This is a genomic window from Pseudomonas oryzihabitans (assembly GCF_007665395.1).
In the GTDB taxonomy this organism is placed as follows: domain Bacteria; phylum Pseudomonadota; class Gammaproteobacteria; order Pseudomonadales; family Pseudomonadaceae; genus Chryseomonas; species Chryseomonas psychrotolerans_C.
This window is the reverse complement of record NZ_VDND01000002.1, coordinates 303,628-321,161: the sequence shown is the minus strand read 5'-3', so window position 1 is coordinate 321,161 and position 17,534 is coordinate 303,628. Positions and strand designations below refer to the sequence as shown.

The window sequence follows — 17,534 nt, the reverse complement described above, 5'->3', positions numbered from 1 at the left end:
ATTCCTGTCATGGCCAATCTGAAAATCCGCAGCCTGCGCAAGGGCTTCGACTCGCTGGAAATCATCAAGGGCGTCGACCTCGACATCAACGACCGCGAATTCGTGGTCTTCGTCGGCCCCTCCGGCTGCGGCAAGTCGACCTTGCTGCGCCTCATCGCCGGCCTCGAGGAGGTCAGCAGTGGCACCCTGGAGCTGGACGGTCGCGACATCACCGAGGTGTCGCCGGCCAAGCGCGACCTGGCCATGGTGTTCCAGACCTACGCCCTCTATCCGCACATGAGCGTGCGCAAGAACCTGTCCTTCGCCCTCGACCTGGCCAAGGTCGACAAGCAGGAGGTGGAGCGCAAGGTCAGCGATGCCGCGCGCATCCTGGAACTGACGCCGCTGCTGGAGCGCAAGCCGCGCCAGCTCTCCGGTGGCCAGCGCCAGCGGGTGGCCATCGGCCGCGCCATCGTCCGCCAGCCGAAGATCTTCCTGTTCGACGAACCCCTGTCCAATCTGGACGCCGCCCTGCGCGTGCAGATGCGCCTGGAACTGGCGCGGCTGCACCAGGAACTGCAGGCGACCATGATCTACGTCACCCACGACCAGGTGGAAGCCATGACTTTGGCGACCAAGGTGGTGGTGCTCAACGGCGGCCGCATCGAGCAGGTCGGCTCGCCGCTGGAGCTCTATCACCACCCGGCCAACCTCTTCGTCGCCGGCTTCCTCGGTACGCCGAAGATGGCCTTCCTCAAGGGCAAAGTGGTGGCCACCGACGCCCAGGGCGTCGAGGTGGCGCTGGACGCCGGTCCGCGCCTGCGCCTGCCGCGCCGGGGCGATGGCCTGGCGGTCGGCAGTCCGGTGACCCTGGGTATCCGTCCGGAGCACCTGCGCCTGGCCGCCGATGGCCAACTGCCGGTGATCACCGACGTAGCCGAGCGCCTGGGCAGCGATACCTATTGCCACATGGTGACCGAGGCCGAGGAAGCCCTGACCGTCCGGGTACCCGGCGACTGCGCCGTGGCCTACGGCGAACGCCAGCGCCTGGCGCTGGATGTGGAGTTCTGCCACCTGTTCGATGAACAGGGCCGTGCCGTCGCCCCACTGCTGCGCCAAGCCGCCTGATCAACCCCTTATCCGCGTCCCTGCGCCCTCGCCCGCGCAGGGGCGCCGCCTGCCAGGACCTCGTCATGAAACTGAATCGTCAGCATCTCGCCCAACTCCCCGACTACATCGCCAAGCCCACCTACGCCGCCTGCGAGCTGCGCCAGGGGATCGTCCACATCGGCGTCGGTGGCTTCCATCGCGCGCACCAGGCCATCTACACCGAGGCCCTGCTCAACCAGGGTCGCGACCTGGACTGGAGCATCTGCGGCGTCGGCCTGCGCACCGAAGACCGCGCCATGCGTGATGCCCTGGCCGGCCAGGACTATCTCTACACCCAGGTGGTGCTGGCCGACGAGCCGGATACCGAGGTCCGCGTGGTCGGCGCCATCAGCGGCATGCTGCTGGCCGAGGACGGTACCCAGGCGCTGATCGACAAGCTGGCCCATCCCAGCACCCGCATCGTCTCCCTCACCATCACCGAGGGCGGCTACTGCATGGACGACAGCACCGGCGAGTTCAACTTCAAGCTGCCGCTGATCCAGCATGACCTGCAGCATCCCGGTGATCCGCGCAGCGTCTTCGGCTTCCTGCTGGCGGCCCTGGCCAAGCGCCGCGCCGCGGGCACCGGGCCCTTCACCGTGATGTCCTGCGACAACCTTCCGCACAATGGCCAGGTCACCCGCAAAGCGCTGCTGGCCTATGCCGCCCTGGTGGACGAAGAGCTGCACGGCTGGATCGCCGAGCAGGTCAGCTTCCCCAATGCCATGGTCGACCGCATCACCCCCATGACCAGCACGGCCCACCGCCAGGCGCTGCTGGCCGAGCATGGGGTCGAGGACGCCTGGCCGGTGGTCTGCGAGCCCTTCCTGCAGTGGGTCCTGGAAGACAAGTTCGTCGCCGGCCGTCCGGCCTGGGAAGACGTCGGCGTGCAGTTCACCGATGACGTCACCCCCTATGAAGAGATGAAGATCAAGCTGCTCAACGGCAGCCACCTGGCCCTCACCTACCTGGGTTTCCTCAAGGGCTACCGCTTCGTTCACGAGACCATGGCCGACCCGCTGTTCGTGCGCTACATCCGCACCTACATGGACGAAGACGTGACCCCGCAACTGGCTCCGGTGCCCGGCATCGACCTCGCGCAGTACAAGGACACCCTGATCGAGCGCTTCTCCAACCGCGCCATCGCCGACCAGCTGGAGCGGGTCTGTTCCGACGGCTCCTCGAAGTTTCCCAAGTTCACCGTGCCGACCATCAATCGCCTGATCGAGGACGGCAAGGAACTGGACCGCGCGGCCCTGGTGGTGGCAGCCTGGGCGGTCTACCTGCGTGGCGTGGACGAGACCGGGGCGACCTACCGCATCCCCGATCCGCGCGCCAACTATTGCGAGGAGCTGGTGCAGGATCAGAAGAACCTCACCGAGCGCCTGCTGGGTGCCGAGGAAATCTTCGGTAAACACATCCCGAAATCCGCCGCCTTCGTTGCCGCCTTCGAGCGGCAGCTGTACAACTTGCGTACCCATGGGGTCAGCGCGACGCTGCAGACCCTGCTCGGCGACTAGGCTGCGTCCGAAACTGCCCGCAGCGGCGACTTTTCCGACGAGCCCAACAACAATAAGGAGCGGCCAGGCATGAGATTTCTCGGGATAGATTGCGGTACCCAGGGCACCAAGGTGGTGGTCCTGGATGCCGAACGCGGTACCGTACTCGGTGAGGGCAGCGCGCCCCACCGGCTGACCGAAGGCGCCAACGGCCGCCGCGAGCAGGCGCCGGCCGACTGGATCACCGCCCTGGTCAGCGCCACCCGTGCCGCCCTGGCGCAGGCCGGCAGCGACGGTCAGGACATCCTCGGCGTCGGCGTTTCCGGCCAGCAGCACGGCTTGGTGCTGCTCGATGCAGAGGGCCAGGTACTGCGTCCGGCCAAGCTCTGGTGCGACACCGAATCCACCCCCGAGAATCAGCGGTTGCTGGACCACCTGGGCGGCGTCGAGGGTTCCCTCGCCCGCCTGGGCCTGGCCATCGCCCCGGGCTACACCGTCTCCAAGCTGCTGTGGACCAAGGAGCAGCACCCCGAGGTGTTCGCCCGCATCGCCCAAGTCCTGCTGCCTCATGACTATCTCAACTTCTGGCTGACCGGGCGCGCCGTGGCCGAGTATGGCGATGCCTCGGGCACCGGCTACTTCAATGTGCGGACGCGCCAATACGACCTGGAACTGCTGCGCCACATCGACCCCAGCGGGCGCCTGGAGCGGGCCCTGCCCGAGCTGATCGAGGCCGACCAGCCGGTCGGTCGGCTGCGCCCGGAGATCGCTGACCAACTGGGCATCAATCCCCAGGCGCTGGTCTCCAGTGGTGGCGGCGACAACATGATGGGCGCCCTGGGCACCGGCAACAGCCGCGCCGGCCAGATCACCCTGAGCCTGGGTACCTCGGGCACCCTCTACGGCTATTCCGACGAACCCCGCATCAGCAAACATCCCGCCGTGGCCGGCTTCTGCTCGTCCAACGGCGGCTGGCTGCCGCTGATCTGTACCATGAACCTGACCAATGCCAGTGGCCAGATCCGCGAGCTGCTCGGCCTGGACCTCGCCGAATTCACCCGCCTGGTGGCGCAGTCGCCGGTCGGCGCCGAGGGCGTGCTGATGCTGCCCTTTCTCAATGGCGAACGGGTACCGGCATTGCCGAGCGCCACCGCCAGCCTGCACGGCCTGACCGCCACCAACCTGACCCGTGCCAACCTCTGCCGGGCGGTGGTCGAGGGGGTGAGCTTCGCCCTGAGATACGGCTTCGACCTGCTGCGCGAGCTGGGCATGCCCGGCGACACCCTGAGACTGATCGGCGGCGGCGCCAAGAGCCCGGTGTGGCGCCAGCTGATCGCCGATCTGATGAACACCCCGGTGGTCTGCCCGGTGCATGGCGAAGCCGCGGCCCTGGGCGGCGCCCTGCAGGCCGCCTGGTGCTGGAGTCGCGAACAGGGCCGCCCCGAGTCGCTGGACAGCCTCACCGAACGCTGCGTGCACCTGGACCCGGCCAGCCGTGCCGAACCGGATCCCGCGCGGGTCGCCGAGTACGAAGCGGCCTACCAGCGCTATCGGCAGCAGCTGCGCGAGAGCTACGGGATCGCCTAGCGGATAGGCAGTGCCCCTACCGCAAGACCCTACTTAGGTTGGGCTGAGCGCAGCGAAGCCCAACAAACACAGCCAGGCCGCCAACTCGTTGGGCTTCGCTGCGCTCAGCGCCAACCTACGCCACTGCAGGTGCCTGCAGGCAAGTGTAGGTTGGGTTGAGCGTAGCGAAGCCCAACATCTTCAGGCACGACCTGCCCATTGGGCTCAGTCGTAGAGTGGACAACGGCGTAGCCTTGTCCACCACCAGCCTGATCGCGCGTGGAAAACGCTACGCGGTTTTCCACGCTACCTGATAGACAGGCGCTCAAGCCTTGCCGATCGGTACGAAAGGCGCTTCCAGCAAACGGGCGAGATCGGCAGGTGCCAGGGCGACTTCCAAACCCCGGCGACCCGCGCTGACGTGGATACAGGCCAGCGCCGCCGCGGATTCGTCGATGAAGGTCCGCAGCCGCTTCTTCTGCCCCAGCGGACTGATGCCACCCACCAGGTAGCCGGTGCTGCGCTGGGCCTGGTCGGGCTTGGCCATTTCCAGCTTCTTGACCCCGGCGGCCTGGGCCAGGGCCTTGAGATCCAGGGTACCGGCGACCGGCACGATGGCCACCAGCAACTCCTGCTTCTCGCTCGCCGCCAGCAGGGTCTTGAACACCGTTGCCGGCGCCAGGCCGAGCTTTTCGGCGGCTTCCAGGCCGTAGGACGCGGCCTTGGGATCATGGTGGTAGCTCAGCACCTCGTGGGGCACCTGGCTCTTCTTGAGCAATTCTATCGCCGGGGTCATGCCAGCACTCCTTGGGGATCGGCCACCTCCGCCCGACCGCGACCCTGGGCCTTGGCCCGGTACAGGGCGAAGTCGGCTGCCTGCAGCCAGTGGGCGACGTCATCGTAGGCCCGGTCGAAACCGGCGATGCCGCAACTCATGCCGACGCGGACGTTCTGGCGCTCACCGGGGCCACCCGACTGCATCCCGTGCAGGCGCTCCTGCAGACGACGTATCAGCTCGATGGCCTGATCGGGCGAGGTATCGGGCAAGAGGATACCGAATTCGTCACCGCCGAAACGACCGGCAAGATCACTGGTGCGGATGGTCCGGGCCAACAGCGCGGAGAATTGGCGGAGCATCTCGTCGCCAGCCTGATGGCCGAAGCGGTCGTTGACCAGCTTGAAGTTGTCCAGGTCGATCATCACCAGGGTGGCGGCGGCACCACTGCGCTTGCAGCGGGCGAATTCACGCTGCAGCAGCTGGTCCCAGTGCGTGCGGTTGTGCAGGCCGGTCATGCCGTCCTGCTTGCTGATCAGCTCCAGCTCCTGCTTGCGCCGCGACAGCTGCTGCGCCAGGCGAAAGCTCACCAGGCCCAGGGCCCAGGGATAGCCGACGATCATCGGCAGGCAGGCATAGATCTGCGCGGTGGAGGTCTCCAGGGCAACCGGGTGACGCAGCACCACCAGTCCGACGAGCATGCCGCCCAGCTGGGCCAGGAGCCCGCGCCGCCAGAACGGCAGACCGCCCGCGCCCAGCATGTTCAGGCCGGTCATGGCGAGCAGGGTCGCGCTGGGCAGCAGATTGAAGCCCATGCTCGCCGTCCAGAAGCCCGCCGACGCGCAGTCCAGCAACAGATTGCTCAATTCGGTGCGATAGGGGTTCTGGGCGCGGACCGCCCGCACATAGGCCAGCGGCGACCAGAGCAGCGCATTGGCCAGCAGCAGGACCCAGAGGCCGATGGACACCGGCTGGGTGATCTGGACCGAGACGATGCAGCTCAGACTGAGCAACAGACCGACCGCCCGAGGCAGCCAGAGGCGCCGGGCGAAGCTGCGACCACGCGTGAGCACATCTGGCATTGACGATCCCCACTGCGACGGACGATGGAAGGTCGCGCATTATCAGTGGATAAGGGCAAAACGCCAGCGACCTGCGACCTGAGCGTCGTTTTTCCGCTCGAGACGACGTGCCTAGACACTGCCAGATCGAAACATCGGGTGACACGCCGGGCAGACGAACAGCCTTGAACCTCGGCGTGACCGGCCTCATCCAATGGGTAGGCCCGTCAAAAAGAGGAAGCCGCATGCAAGTCCAAGTCAATAGTGATCACAACATAGAAGGCAGTGCCGGTCTGCAAAATTGGGTGGCATCCGTGGTGGAAGACCGCCTGGAGCGCTTCGACGAACTCCTGACCCGGGTCGAGGTACACCTGAACGACGAAAACGCCGGCAAGTCGGGCGCGCAGGACAAGCGCTGCCAGATGGAGGCACGCATCAAGGGCCACCAACCCCTGTCGGTGACGCACAAGGCCGATTCGCTCGACCTGGCGGTGGACGGCGCCGCCGACAAGCTGGCGCGGGCCATCGGCAACCTGTCCGGCAAACTGGAGAAAAAGCGGCTGTCCGGCGGCGAACTCAACGATCCCATCGCCCTGGAAGACTCGGAAGAATTCAAGGATTCGCTGCGCCAGGACGAATTCCTCGAGCGCGAGCAACTAGCTCAGGAGCATCAGCTGAAGTAAGGCTGCGCTAAGCTTGGGTTTTGCACCGGGGCCGCTCAGGGAGCGGCCCCGGTGTTTTCAGTGCTGGCAAAAGGATGACTGCATGCCCTCCCCTGTACGTGTCGCCCTGGTCGGCTATGGCTTCGTCGGCCAGACCTTCCATGCCCCCCTGCTGCGCTCGATCCCCGGTCTGTCCCTGGAGCTGGTCGCCTCGCGGGATGCCGCCCGCGTCCATGCCGACCTGCCCGGGGCAAGGGTCACCGCGGACTATTCGGCCGCCGTTCGCGATCCGGCCATCGACCTGGTGGTCATCGCCTCGCCCAACCAGACCCATGCCCCGCTCGCCAGCGCCGCCCTGGCCGCCGGCAAGCACGTGGTGGTCGACAAGCCCTTCACCGTGACCCTCGCCGAAGCCCGGCGACTGGCCCAGGAAGCCGCTCAGGCCGGTCGCCTGCTGTCGGTGTTCCAGAATCGCCGCTGGGACAGCGACTTCCTCGGGTTGCAGGACGTCCTCGCCCGTGGCGTCCTGGGTGAACTCACCAGCCTGGAATCGCGCATCGAACGCTTCCGCCCCCAGGTGCGGGAGCGCTGGCGCGAGGCGGACCTGCCGGGCAGCGGCCTCTGGTTCGACCTCGGCCCCCATCTGCTGGACCAGGCCCTCTGCCTGTTCGGCCTGCCGCAGCGGCTGCAGGCGAGCCTGGTGCGGCAACGACCTGGCGCCCTTACCGACGACTGGTTCCAGGTGCAGCTCGATTACGGCGCCCGCCAGGTCACCCTGAGAGCCGGCATGCTGGCCGCCGGTGGCGTACCACGCTTCCTCGCCCAGGGGACGGCTGGCAGCTGGATCAAGCTGGGCGCGGATCGCCAGGAGGATGCGCTCAAGGCGGGACAGCGTCCGGGCGGTCCCGAGTGGGGCGCCGATCCGGACCCTGGCTGGTTCATCGACGGCAGCGGCGAGCGCCAGGCGCTGCCTACCCCCGCGGGCGATCAGCGCCGCTACTACCTCGCACTGGTCGAAGCCCTCGCCGGCCATGCCGCCAATCCGGTCCCGCCGGCCCAGGCCTGCGCGCTCATGGCGTTGCTGGAAACGGCGCAGCGCTCGGCCGTGGAAGGCCGCGCCCTGGTGCCTGAGCTCACCGCCGCCGAGCGCGACGCCTACTGACCGGTCGCCCAGGACGAACGCCGGCGTAGCAGGCGTTCGCCGAACTGGCGCAGGGTGCGCGACAGGCGCCGCTCGATCCATTCGTAGCTGGCCCAGGCCACCAGCAGGATCACCGGCAGGCAGATCGCCAGGGTCTGGTAGGGCGTCAGGCCCCACTGCTGGTGCAGCCAGTAGTCGCCCAGCCAGAGCACGATGACGTGCACCAGATAGACCGAGTAGGACCAGTCGCCCAGCGCCTGGCATAGCCGCGAGCCGGCGAACCAGGGCTCGAGAATCACGCAGGCACCGACCAGTACCGCGCTGGGCACCCCCCAGGTCAGCAGGCGATAGGGATGATCCGCCGGAAAGGCCACCAGGCAGGCCAGGGCCGCCAGGGCAGCCGCTAGCGCCAGCGGTTGGGGGGCACGCAAGGCGCCACGCCGATGGAGCGCCGCCAGGGTCACGCCGAGCAGGAACTCGAAGATGATCGGATTGCGATAGAAGTTGCTGACGAAGGCCTCGCGGGTCAGCACCAGGCTGACCAGGATCACCAGCAGGCTGACCATCCCGATGCGCCAGCGCTCGGCCACGCCGAAGGACAGCGCGAAGAGCAGGTAGAACAGCATCTCGAAGTTGAGGGTCCAGCCCACCGGCAGGATCGGATAGTGCCCGAAGCCGGCTGGATTCTCGCTGGGGATAAAGAACAGCGAGAGCAGCAGCTCGCGCGCCGCAACGCCGTAGATCGGCATCACGTCGCTGGCCAGATAGAGGATCAACGCCGTCACCGCCGTATACAGCCAGTAGGCCGGGACGATGCGGGCGATGCGATGCCAGAGGAAGGTGCTGCGCTTGAGCGATCGTCCCGCGGTGGACAGGTAGATCACGAAGCCGCTGAGCACGAAGAAGATATCGACCCCGACCTGCCCGCGCGTGGCCAGCAGATGCCCGCCGAGGCTGTCGGCGTGGAAATCGAAGAACACCTGCATGAAGTGATGGAAGACCACCAGCCAGGCGGCCAGGGCCCTGAGAGCCTGCAGTGAAACCAGCATTGTCGAACCTTTTCCTCCTCCCGCCGGGTACGACCCAGCGCCGCGCCGTCATTGTGGACGGCACGGGCAGGTCGGACCTCGCCGGGAAAAGGCTGGATTGCGCAAGGTCACACCCTGCGCTCTCCGATGCCGGACTCGTTCAGCGCCAGTTCAGCCGGCCACCGTCACTGCAGGCTGAATCGCCAGGCGCGGTGGATCTTGGGATTCCGGGCGAAATCCGGGTCCAGGGTGCTGGCGGTGATCTCCTCGACGCGGTAGCGCTCGCCAAGGCCCTCGTCGAGCTCGAACTTGCGGAAGTTGTTGGAGAAATACAGCACGCCGGTGCGACTCAGGTGCGCCATGGCCGAATCGATGAGCCCGACGTGGTCACGCTGGACGTCGAAGACCCCTTCCAGGCGCTTGGAGTTGGAGAAGGTCGGCGGATCGACGAAGATCAGATCGTATTCGCCACGATCGTTTTCCAGCCAGTGCAGCACGTCGCCCTGCTCCAGGCGATGCCGCTCGGAGAACCCGTTGAGGGCGAGGTTGCGCCGCGCCCAGTCGAGATAGGTCCGCGAGAGATCGACGCTGGTGGTGCTGCGCGCCCCACCCACCGCCGCCTGCACCGTGGCGGCGCCGGTGTAGCAGAACAGGTTGAGGAAGCGCTTGCCCTGGGCTTCCTGGCGCAGGCGCAGGCGCAGCGGTCGGTGATCCAGGAACAGGCCGGTGTCCAGGTAGTCGGTCAGGTTGACCAGCAGCTTGGCGCCCGCCTCGTCCACCTGCAGGAACTCACCCTGGGCCGCCTGGCGTTCGTACTGCTTGGTGCCACTCTGCCGCTCGCGCCGCTTGACCACCACCAGCGATGGATCTATGCCCAGCGCCTGGGGAATGGCCGCCAGGGCGTCGAGCAGGCGCGCCTGGGCCTTGTCCGGATCGATGGAACGTGGCGGCGCGTATTCCTGCACATGGACGCGCTCGCCATAGAGGTCCACGGCCACGGCGTATTCGGGCATGTCGGCGTCATACAGCCGATAGCACTGCACGCCCTGGTTGCGCGCCCACTTGCCGAGTTGCTTGAGATTCTTCTGCAGGCGATTGGCGAACATCTGCCCGCCCTCGCTGAGCTTGGCCGGCTCCGCCGCCTGGGCCGTGGCCGGCCGCTCGCCGCTGCGGCTGCCGGTGACGAACTGCCGCGGCTCCACCTCGAACATCAGCAACTTGCAGGGCAAGGCGCCGTTCCAGAAGGCGTATTGCTTGTGGCTGCGGATGCCCATGCGCTTGCCCAGCTCGGGGGCGCCGGTGAACACCCCTGCGCGCCAGCCGAGGCAGGCCTGGCGCAGGCGCTCGCCGAGGTTCTGGTAGAGGTACAGCAGGCTGGCTTCGTCGCCCAGGCGCTCGCCATAGGGTGGGTTGCAGATCACCAGGCCGGTCTGGCCCTTGTCCGGGCGCGGCTCGAAGCTGGCGACCTCACCCTGGTAGACCTTGATCCATTCGGACAGCCCGGCCCGCTCGATGTTGTTGCGCGCCGGCTGGATCAGCCGCGGATCGGCTTCGTAGCCGCGGATCCAGGCCGGCGTCCCGGCCAGGCCGGCCGCGGCCCGGGCTTCGGCTTCCTGGTGCAACTGCTGCCAGAGCGCGGGCACATGGCCCAGCCAGCCGGAAAAGCCCCAGCGCTCGCGGCGCAGGTTGGGAGCGATGTCCGCCGCCATCAGGCCGGCCTCGACCAGGAAGGTCCCCACCCCGCACATGGGGTCGGCAAGGGCTCCACCGGCGGCCGCCAGGGCCGGCCAGCCAGCGCGGATCAGCACCGCGGCCGCGAGGTTTTCCTTCAGCGGCGCCGCCCCCTGCTGCAGGCGATAGCCGCGCTGGTGCAGGCTCTGCCCGGAAAGGTCCAGCGAGAGGATCGCCTGGCCGCGCTCCAGGTGCAGATGCACCCGCAGGTCAGGGGCGATCTTGTCCACGGTCGGCCGCTGGCCGGTCCGTTCGCGCAGGCGATCGACGATGGCGTCCTTGACCTTGAGCGCGCCGAAGTGGGTGTTGTCGATGCCGGCGCCCTGGCCGCTGAAACCCACGGCGAGGGTACCGGTGGGCGCCAGGTGCTCTTCCCACTCCACGCCATGCACGCTTAGGTACAGCCCCTGGGGATCTTCCACCGGGAAGCGGGCCAGTACCAGCAGCACCCGGTTGGCCAGGCGTGACCAAAGGCACAGGCGGTAGGCATCCGCGAGACTCGCCTCGCCGCGCACCGCCGCGGTCTGGCTGCGGGCTTCCTGCAGGCCGAGGCCCTGGGCCTCTTCCAGCAGCAGGGTCTCGAGGCCCTTGGGACAGGTGAGGATGAGTTGTTGCATCGCGGACATCGTTGAATCCATAGGTTAGCGCAAGGAACTTTCTGCCTTTGGTCGGATTGACCGGTAAGGACAGCCCCTTCCGTGAAAGTTTGACTGCGACTCAACAAGCCGCAGTGACGGCATTCCAGCGGCGGTTTATCGCCGTTTCATTTCGATTAGGTTACGGCTTATAGCTAAAAGGTCGTTCCCAGCCGGAGCCCCATTGGTTAGTAATTGACCACCCGCAGCGCGAAGGTGCGGGGCGGATGCCAGGACGCCGGCTCTGGCATCCAGGCCTGCAACGGGCCATGGACAATCTGCAAGTCAACCTACGAGGGCACTACCCTATGAGAAGACTCAAGCGTGATCCAATGGAACGAGCTTTCCAGCGTGGTTATCAGCACGGCATTGTGGGCAAGTCGCGGGATCTTTGTCCCTTCACCCAGGACGCCGTCCGGCAGGCCTGGCTCAATGGCTGGCGCGAGGGCCGCAGCGATCAATGGGACGGCTACGTAGGCACCGCCGGTCTTCAACGCATGAATGAACTTCAAGCCGTAGGCTAATTCGATTTCACCCGCGGAAGCCCAGGGCTTCCACAGCGTTCTGGTTTCTTTCCAGTCAGATCCTCTTCCAGGATCGGGGACCCGTTCCCCTGGGGGCTCCTGGCGAGCCCCCCCCCTCAGGGCCGCGCCGCGGCGATGGCATCCACCGCCTCGCGGATCAATGCCGGCCCGCGATAGATGAAGCCACTGTAGAGCTGCACCAGGCTGGCGCCCGCGGCGATCTTTTCCGCCGCATCTTCGCCGGACAGGATCCCGCCCGCGGCGATGATCGGCAGGCGGCCACCCAGTTCACCCGCCAGTACCCGGACCACGTGGGTGCTTTTTTCCCTGACCGGCGCACCGGACAGGCCGCCCGCTTCCGCGGCATAGGGCAGGTTTTCCACGCCCTCGCGGCCCAGCGTGGTGTTGGTGGCGATGATGGCATCCATCCCGGCATCGCGAATCGCCTGGGCGGTGAGCACGATCTCCTCGTCGGTCATGTCCGGCGCGATCTTGATGGCGATGGGGACCCGGCGCCCATGCTGCACCGCGAGGTCTTCCTGCCGCTGCCGCAGGGCTTCCAGCAGGCTCTTGAGGGCATCGCCGAATTGCAGGCTACGCAGGCCGGGGGTGTTGGGCGAGCTGACGTTCACCGTGATGTAGCTGGCGTGGCCATAGACCTTGTCCAGGCCGATCAGGTAGTCGTCCACCGCCCGCTCGACCGGGGTATCGGCGTTCTTGCCAATGTTGATGCCCAGTACACCCTTGAAGCGCGCCGCCCGGACCCGCTCGATCAGTGCATCCACGCCGGCGTTGTTGAAGCCCATGCGGTTGATGATGGCCTCGGCCCGTTCCAGGCGGAACAGTCGCGGTTTGGGATTACCGGGCTGCGGCCGAGGCGTCACGGTGCCGATCTCGACGAAGCCGAAACCCAGGCCGCCGAAGCCATCGATGGCGGCGCCATTCTTGTCGAGACCCGCGGCCAGGCCGACCGGGTTGGGAAACTCCAGCCCCATGACCTGGACCGGCAACCGGCCCGGCTGCCGGCCGAGACCGGTCAGGCCCAGGCGCCCGGCGGCGCCTATCAGATCCAGCGCGAGGTCGTGGGACCCCTCTGGAGACAACTTGAACAGCAGAGGACGGAGCGCGTCGTACATGGCGGACTCACAGGCGATTCGGAAAGCGCGCATTATACAGCCTTGCCCGCTGCCATACGTCGCTCCCGCCCAGGTCGACCGGTCGCTCGTGCGAAAGATCCTGCCTTTGGGGAATCATTTGACGATAGCGCGGTCATTGCCACGCTAGAATCGGTCGCGCCGTTCCTATTCGCCCCGGAGACCTCATGAGCAACAGTGCCAACCTCCTGGGCAGCCCCTGGTCCTCGCTGGCCTGGCACCTGCATCCGTCCCTGGCGAGTCGGCGCATCCAGCGCTGCCTGGAACGCCTGGCCGATGCCTTCGTCCCGCTGCCGCTGCCGCAGAACAGCCTCTGGTGGGATGACGGTCATCCGCTGCATCTGCTCCACAACCTGCCCCGGGCGGCCCTGTCCGGCCCGACCCAGGAAATCAAGAGCAAGGCCCACGCGCTGCTGAGCCAGCTGGTGGTCGCCGATACCCGGCAGCTGCCGGCGTTCGACCTGCGCCAGCTGGACGGCCTCTGCCATCGTCTCGGCGAGCCCGCCCTGGCGACGGTGCAGCAACTCGAGGAACTGGCGGCCCTGCCGGCGGCGCGCGACCAGGCGCGCATCATCGGCTACCGGGATTTTCAGGCGGCCCTCTATCGGGCGCTGCCGACGCTCTCCAGCGAACAGCCGCTGCGCCTGCGCCAGGCCAGCTGGCGCGGCCCGCGCTTCTTCCTGGAAAACGACGCGAGCACCACCCTGGCCTTTGCCAGCATCGTCGCCTACGCCCGCATCCGCGGGATCGCCGTGGAAGTACCGGCACAGGTCCACTGCCTGCGCCTGGAGTTGGCGGCGGTGGAGCGCCTGCAGCAGGCCTTCGCGCTCTATGCCTTGCCCAACGCGGTCTGGAATCACCCGGATTTCATCCAGGTACTGCTCAGCCTGAAGCTCGACTATGCCCGCCTGCCGCTGCCGGCGCCGGCGCCGGGGCAGGACCTGGAATGGCTGCTGCTGCCCAACGAGGTCGCCAGCACCCGGGTACTGGCCGAAATCCTCGAGCGGCTCGGCGCCGCCGAGGTGACGGGTTACCTCAGGGCGCTCTAGGCGGACTCGGAGGGTGCCTTGACGGGCGCATGCTGGCGTCCGGCGGCCAGGAAGACCTCGAACGCCAGGCGCTGCCCGGCCAGCATGCCGGGGTGCAGGCTCGCCTCGCCGCCCGCCGTGTCCAGCCGCGCGAGGAACGCCGGCCAGGCGCCCTGGGGTGGCACATGGCCCAGGTAGGCGCGGGCGTCGCGTACCGCCTCGTCCGGACTCTCCCCCGCATGGCGATCCAGCAGACGCGACCCGAGGCGAGAGCCTTCCAGCACATAGGCCACCCCCCAGCACTCGCCCTCGTCGAGCAGCCGCTCGATGACCACCGCCTCGGGCTGGTCGGCGTGCAGTCGCTGCAGATCCGCGCCCAGCACCGAGGTCCGCCGCCGCTCCGGCCAATCGGGCAGCAAGCGCTGGATGCCGGAGCGCTCCAGCAGGTCCTCGAGGCCGATCAGCGCCTGGGCGTGGGCCTGCAGGAAGGCGGTGTAGTGGGGCCGCGCCTGGAGCTCATAGCGACCGAAGGCCGCGTCGACCTGCTGGTGCAGAGCACCGCCTTCGGCACGCAACATTTCACGGATGGTGGACACGCAGATACCTCGTCTCGACGGCTGCCGTCAGCTCGGCGAAGGTTGGGGCTTCTCGCCGCGCAGGGCCGCCTGCAGCCGCGCGGCCAGGTCCGCCTCGCGAAAGGGCTTGGGCACGATGAATGATTGTTCGGGGTCGAGCTCGCCCAACTCGGCGTAGCCGGTGATGAACACCACCGGCAGGCGTGGCAGGTGCTTGCGCGCCTGGCGGGCGAGTTCGGCGCCGTTCATGCCGGGCATGGCGAAGTCCGCCAGCAGCAGGTCGATCTGCGGATCCCGCTCGAGGGCACTGAGGGCGGCGAAGCCATTGCTGGCCTCCACCACCTGGTAGCCGAGGTCCGCCAGCAGCGCGGCGGTGACGCCGCGCACCGCATGGTCATCGTCCACCAGCAGGATGCGCCGTTCGGCCGCCTGGGCATCGCGATCCAGCACGGGCAGACCGACCGGATCCGGCGCCTCGCCGGCCTGGGTGCGCGGCAGGTAGACCATCACCGTGGTGCCCGTCCCCATGCAGGTCTCGATGCGCACCCCACCCCCGGATTGCTTGGCGAAGCCGAATACCTGGGCGAGCCCCAGCCCGGAGCCCTTGCCCACCTCCTTGGTGGTGAAGAAGGGTTCGAAGGCCTTGGCCAGCACCTCCTCGCTCATGCCCGTGCCGGAGTCCTGCACCGCCAGCAGCACGTACTCGCCGGGTTCCGGCTCCTCGGGGCGCTGGGGCGGCTCGCTGATGGTCTGGTTCGAGGTACTCAGCCGCAGGGTGCCGCCGACGGCCATGGCATCCCGCGCATTGATCGCCAGGTTGAGGATGATGAGTTCGATCTGCGTCGGGTCCACTAGCGCATGCCAGCAATCGGCGCGCAGATGGGTCTCGATCCAGACACTGCCACCCATGGTGCTGCGCAGCAGTTCGAGCATGCCCTCGACGGTCTCGTTGAGCTTGACCGGCTTGGGCGCCAGGCGCTGGCGCCGGGAGAAGGCCAGCAGCTGGGCGGTGAGCTTGGCCCCCCGCTCGCCCGCTTCGCGGATGTTCTGCACCCGCCCCTGGGTCTTGTCGCTGGCGTCCAGGCGGGCCAGGTCGCGCTCCAGGAAGCTGGCGCTGCTGAGCACCACGGTGAGCAGGTTGTTGAAGTCATGGGCCACGCCCGCGGTGAGTTGGCCCACCGCCTCCAGGCGCTGCATCTGCTGCAGGGTCTCTTCCACCCGCTCGCGCTCGTCGATCTGCTCGCGCAGCTGCCGGTTGGCCGCCGCCAGCTCTTCCATCGCCAGGACTTCCGACGAGATGTCGCGGCCGGAACAGTAGGTCATGCCGGCATCCGGGACCGCCGTCCAGGAAATCCAGCGATAGCTGCCGTCACGGTGACGGATGCGATTGACGAATCTCTGGCTGGCCGCGCGGGCGGCCAGTTGCTTGAGTTCGTTGTCGGTGAGGAAGCGCTCGTCGGGATGCACCAGCGCCAGCAGGGAGGAATTGATCAGCTCCGCCCGGGACCAGCCGAGGTTTTCCTCCCAGGCCGGGTTGAGCGCCACCAGGGTGCCATCCGGGCGGCAGACCAGCAGCAGGTCCCGGGTCAGGTCCCAGGTCCGGTCACGCTCCCGGGTGCGTTCCTCGACACGTTCGCCGAGGCTGACGTTGAGGCGTTCGAGCTTTTCCGCCGCATCGCGCTGCTGGGTGATGTCCAGCATCACGCCGAGCAATCGGGTGCAGACGCCCGCCTCGAAGAAGGGCTGGCCACGGGTCTCGACCCAGCGCTGGGCGCCGTTGTCCAGACGGATCCGGTATTCGCTGCGGTAGTCGTCGTCGCGCTCGTCGGCACCGGCCTGACGAACCGTGTCGAGGAAACGCTGGAGGCCCTCGGTGCCACAGAGGCGCTCGAACACCGCCAGATCGACCACGGCGTCGGCCGGCAGCCCGAACATGGCCTTGCAGCGTTCGTCCCAGACCAGCGTGCGGCTGGCCGGCAGGTATTCCCACATGCCCAGCCGCGAGGCATCCATGGCCAGCCGCGAGCGGACCTCCAGGCTGTGCAGCGCCTCTTCGGCACGATGGCGTTCGCGGCGCTCGTGCACCACCAGCAGCGCCCGCTCGACCGCCTTGGCCAGCAACTCCATGCTCTGCTTGAGCACGTAGTCGTTGGCCCCCAGGCGCATCATCTCCACCGCGTGCACCTCACCGAAGATGCCGGAGACGAAGATGAAGGGCGTCTCCGGTGCCAGCGCCCGCGCCACGCGCAGGGCCTCGGCCCCGGAGAAACCCGGCAGGATGATGTCGGAGAGGATAATGTCGTAGGTCTGCTGGCTGAGGGCCAGCGTGAGGCCGGTGCGCTCGTAGACGATCTTGGAGTGCAGTTCGAAGCCGTGTCTTTCCAGCTCGATCAGAATCAGCTCCGCATCGAGCTTGCTGTCCTCCACCAACAGGATCTTGATCTTTTTCGAGAGAGGCATAAACGGACGTCGGCCTTGGATCTGTTCGCTCAGGGAAGCCGGGTCGCGTCGGTCTGCCGGTGGCGGCTGACTGGCTACGGATGAACTGATCTCGCTCACTCCTTAGCGGCCAGTCCGCCGGGCGACGCGTCGCGATCCCGGTGGCGGCTCATTGAGCACGGCCCAGAATACGCCGAGATCACTGATCGCGGCGACGAAATCACGAAACTCGACCGGCTTGACCACGTAGGCGTTCACCCCCAGCTCGTAGGCTTTCTCGAGATCGGGTTCTTCCCGTGACGACGTCAGCATGACCACGGGGATGCTGCACAGCTCGGGGGTGCTGCGCACCAGCTCCAGCACCTCCAGGCCGTCGACCTTGGGCAGCTTGAGATCCAGCAACATCACGGCGGGGTTGCCCGGCTCCCGATCGGCGTGCGGTTCGCGCCGCAGCAGGTAGTCCACGGCCTCGGCACCGTCGCGCAGGACCACGACATCGTTGGCCAGCTGGCTACGCTCCAGGGCGACCAGCGTGAGTTCCAGATCGTGCGGATTGTCTTCGACCAGCACAATGGGTTTGAGCATGAA

General features: G+C 67.3%; 15 protein-coding genes. 7 read left to right on the top strand and 8 right to left on the bottom strand.

Translation table 11 applies throughout. From position 1 onward, the window contains the following. Positions 1–9: 9 nt before the first annotated feature. The 3 genes from FSV73_RS05350 (at position 10) to xylB (ending at position 4,214) form a co-directional block, all read left to right on the top strand. The gene (locus FSV73_RS05350) at positions 10–1,107 is read left to right on the top strand and encodes an ABC transporter ATP-binding protein (RefSeq protein ID WP_145004988.1); all 1,098 of its coding nucleotides are present in this window, start codon (positions 10–12) and stop codon (positions 1,105–1,107) included. A 65-nt stretch (positions 1,108–1,172) separates the two neighbouring features. After that, positions 1,173–2,648: a mannitol dehydrogenase family protein gene (locus FSV73_RS05345; RefSeq protein WP_145004985.1), complete on the top strand. Its 1,476-nt coding sequence runs from the start codon at positions 1,173–1,175 to the stop codon at positions 2,646–2,648. A 69-nt stretch (positions 2,649–2,717) separates the two neighbouring features. Continuing rightward, a complete protein-coding gene (gene xylB / locus FSV73_RS05340) occupies positions 2,718–4,214 on the top strand; it encodes a xylulokinase (protein WP_145004982.1) in 1,497 nt (498 codons plus the stop codon). 304 nt (positions 4,215–4,518) lie between these two features. Here xylB and ybaK read toward each other — a convergent pair whose 3' ends face one another. Further along, positions 4,519–4,989: a Cys-tRNA(Pro) deacylase gene (ybaK, locus tag FSV73_RS05335; RefSeq protein WP_145004978.1), complete on the bottom strand. Its 471-nt coding sequence runs from the start codon at positions 4,987–4,989 to the stop codon at positions 4,519–4,521. Beyond that, complete coding sequence (locus FSV73_RS05330) at positions 4,986–6,050, bottom strand: diguanylate cyclase (RefSeq protein ID WP_145004975.1); 1,065 nt, start codon at positions 6,048–6,050, stop codon at positions 4,986–4,988. The genes ybaK and FSV73_RS05330 overlap by 4 nt, the downstream gene beginning before the upstream one ends. 224 nt (positions 6,051–6,274) lie before the next feature. Here FSV73_RS05330 and FSV73_RS05325 point away from each other — a divergent pair, with 224 nt between their 5' ends. Together FSV73_RS05325 and FSV73_RS05320 are read left to right on the top strand one after the other, a co-directional pair. Continuing rightward, positions 6,275–6,712, top strand: a complete 438-nt coding sequence (locus FSV73_RS05325; protein WP_145004972.1) for an HPF/RaiA family ribosome-associated protein — start codon at positions 6,275–6,277, stop codon at positions 6,710–6,712. Between the two features lie 82 nt (positions 6,713–6,794). Beyond that, entirely contained in the window at positions 6,795–7,853 is a 1,059-nt protein-coding gene (locus FSV73_RS05320) for an oxidoreductase (protein ID WP_145004968.1), read from the top strand. On the opposite strand, the gene FSV73_RS05315 is transcribed toward FSV73_RS05320, so the two are convergent. Continuing rightward, positions 7,847–8,881 carry an acyltransferase family protein gene (locus tag FSV73_RS05315; protein WP_145004965.1) on the bottom strand — a complete coding sequence of 345 codons (1,035 nt, stop codon included), beginning with the start codon at positions 8,879–8,881 and terminating at the stop codon, positions 7,847–7,849. The two genes, FSV73_RS05320 and FSV73_RS05315, sit on opposite strands and share 7 nt — an antisense overlap. A 164-nt stretch (positions 8,882–9,045) precedes the next feature. Next, positions 9,046–11,217 (bottom strand): bifunctional 23S rRNA (guanine(2069)-N(7))-methyltransferase RlmK/23S rRNA (guanine(2445)-N(2))-methyltransferase RlmL, encoded by a 2,172-nt coding sequence (gene rlmKL, locus FSV73_RS05310; protein WP_145004962.1) that lies wholly within the window; start codon positions 11,215–11,217, stop codon positions 9,046–9,048. 317 nt (positions 11,218–11,534) lie between these two features. On the opposite strand from rlmKL, the gene rmf reads away from it, so the two are divergent. Then, entirely contained in the window at positions 11,535–11,750 is a 216-nt protein-coding gene (gene rmf, locus FSV73_RS05305; protein ID WP_145006186.1) for a ribosome modulation factor, read from the top strand. Positions 11,751–11,866: 116 nt separating this feature from the next. On the opposite strand, the gene FSV73_RS05300 is transcribed toward rmf, so the two are convergent. Next, complete coding sequence (locus FSV73_RS05300; RefSeq protein ID WP_145004958.1) at positions 11,867–12,886, bottom strand: quinone-dependent dihydroorotate dehydrogenase; 1,020 nt, start codon at positions 12,884–12,886, stop codon at positions 11,867–11,869. 185 nt (positions 12,887–13,071) lie between these two features. Between FSV73_RS05300 and FSV73_RS05295 the strand changes: the two genes are divergently transcribed. Beyond that, positions 13,072–13,953, top strand: a complete 882-nt coding sequence (locus tag FSV73_RS05295; protein ID WP_145004955.1) for a hypothetical protein — start codon at positions 13,072–13,074, stop codon at positions 13,951–13,953. Here the strand turns inward: FSV73_RS05295 and FSV73_RS05290 are convergent. From FSV73_RS05290 to FSV73_RS05280, 3 genes are all read right to left on the bottom strand, one after another. Further along, positions 13,950–14,528 (bottom strand): biliverdin-producing heme oxygenase, encoded by a 579-nt coding sequence (locus FSV73_RS05290; RefSeq protein ID WP_186309163.1) that lies wholly within the window; start codon positions 14,526–14,528, stop codon positions 13,950–13,952. The genes FSV73_RS05295 and FSV73_RS05290 overlap by 4 nt on opposite strands. 27 nt (positions 14,529–14,555) lie before the next feature. After that, positions 14,556–16,967, bottom strand: a complete 2,412-nt coding sequence (locus FSV73_RS05285) for a response regulator (protein ID WP_145004952.1) — start codon at positions 16,965–16,967, stop codon at positions 14,556–14,558. Between the two features lie 102 nt (positions 16,968–17,069). After that, positions 17,070–17,531: a response regulator gene (locus FSV73_RS05280; RefSeq protein ID WP_145004949.1), complete on the bottom strand. Its 462-nt coding sequence runs from the start codon at positions 17,529–17,531 to the stop codon at positions 17,070–17,072. Positions 17,532–17,534 lie beyond the last annotated feature (3 nt).

What these genes read in the sequence shown, in the direction of transcription:
- FSV73_RS05330 (WP_145004975.1), bottom strand. Translation starts at nt 6,050, where the DNA reads ATGCCAGATGTGCTCACGCGTGGTCGCAGCTTCGCCCGGCGCCTCTGG.
- rlmKL (WP_145004962.1), bottom strand. Translation starts at nt 11,217, where the DNA reads ATGTCCGCGATGCAACAACTCATCCTCACCTGTCCCAAGGGCCTCGAG.
- FSV73_RS05320 (WP_145004968.1), top strand. Translation starts at nt 6,795, where the DNA reads ATGCCCTCCCCTGTACGTGTCGCCCTGGTCGGCTATGGCTTCGTCGGC.
- FSV73_RS05295 (WP_145004955.1), top strand. Translation starts at nt 13,072, where the DNA reads ATGAGCAACAGTGCCAACCTCCTGGGCAGCCCCTGGTCCTCGCTGGCC.
- xylB (WP_145004982.1), top strand. Translation starts at nt 2,718, where the DNA reads ATGAGATTTCTCGGGATAGATTGCGGTACCCAGGGCACCAAGGTGGTG.
- FSV73_RS05300 (WP_145004958.1), bottom strand. Translation starts at nt 12,886, where the DNA reads ATGTACGACGCGCTCCGTCCTCTGCTGTTCAAGTTGTCTCCAGAGGGG.
- FSV73_RS05345 (WP_145004985.1), top strand. Translation starts at nt 1,173, where the DNA reads ATGAAACTGAATCGTCAGCATCTCGCCCAACTCCCCGACTACATCGCC.
- FSV73_RS05285 (WP_145004952.1), bottom strand. Translation starts at nt 16,967, where the DNA reads ATGCCTCTCTCGAAAAAGATCAAGATCCTGTTGGTGGAGGACAGCAAG.
- ybaK (WP_145004978.1), bottom strand. Translation starts at nt 4,989, where the DNA reads ATGACCCCGGCGATAGAATTGCTCAAGAAGAGCCAGGTGCCCCACGAG.
- rmf (WP_145006186.1), top strand. Translation starts at nt 11,535, where the DNA reads ATGAGAAGACTCAAGCGTGATCCAATGGAACGAGCTTTCCAGCGTGGT.
- FSV73_RS05325 (WP_145004972.1), top strand. Translation starts at nt 6,275, where the DNA reads ATGCAAGTCCAAGTCAATAGTGATCACAACATAGAAGGCAGTGCCGGT.
- FSV73_RS05350 (WP_145004988.1), top strand. Translation starts at nt 10, where the DNA reads ATGGCCAATCTGAAAATCCGCAGCCTGCGCAAGGGCTTCGACTCGCTG.
- FSV73_RS05280 (WP_145004949.1), bottom strand. Translation starts at nt 17,531, where the DNA reads ATGCTCAAACCCATTGTGCTGGTCGAAGACAATCCGCACGATCTGGAA.
- FSV73_RS05315 (WP_145004965.1), bottom strand. Translation starts at nt 8,881, where the DNA reads ATGCTGGTTTCACTGCAGGCTCTCAGGGCCCTGGCCGCCTGGCTGGTG.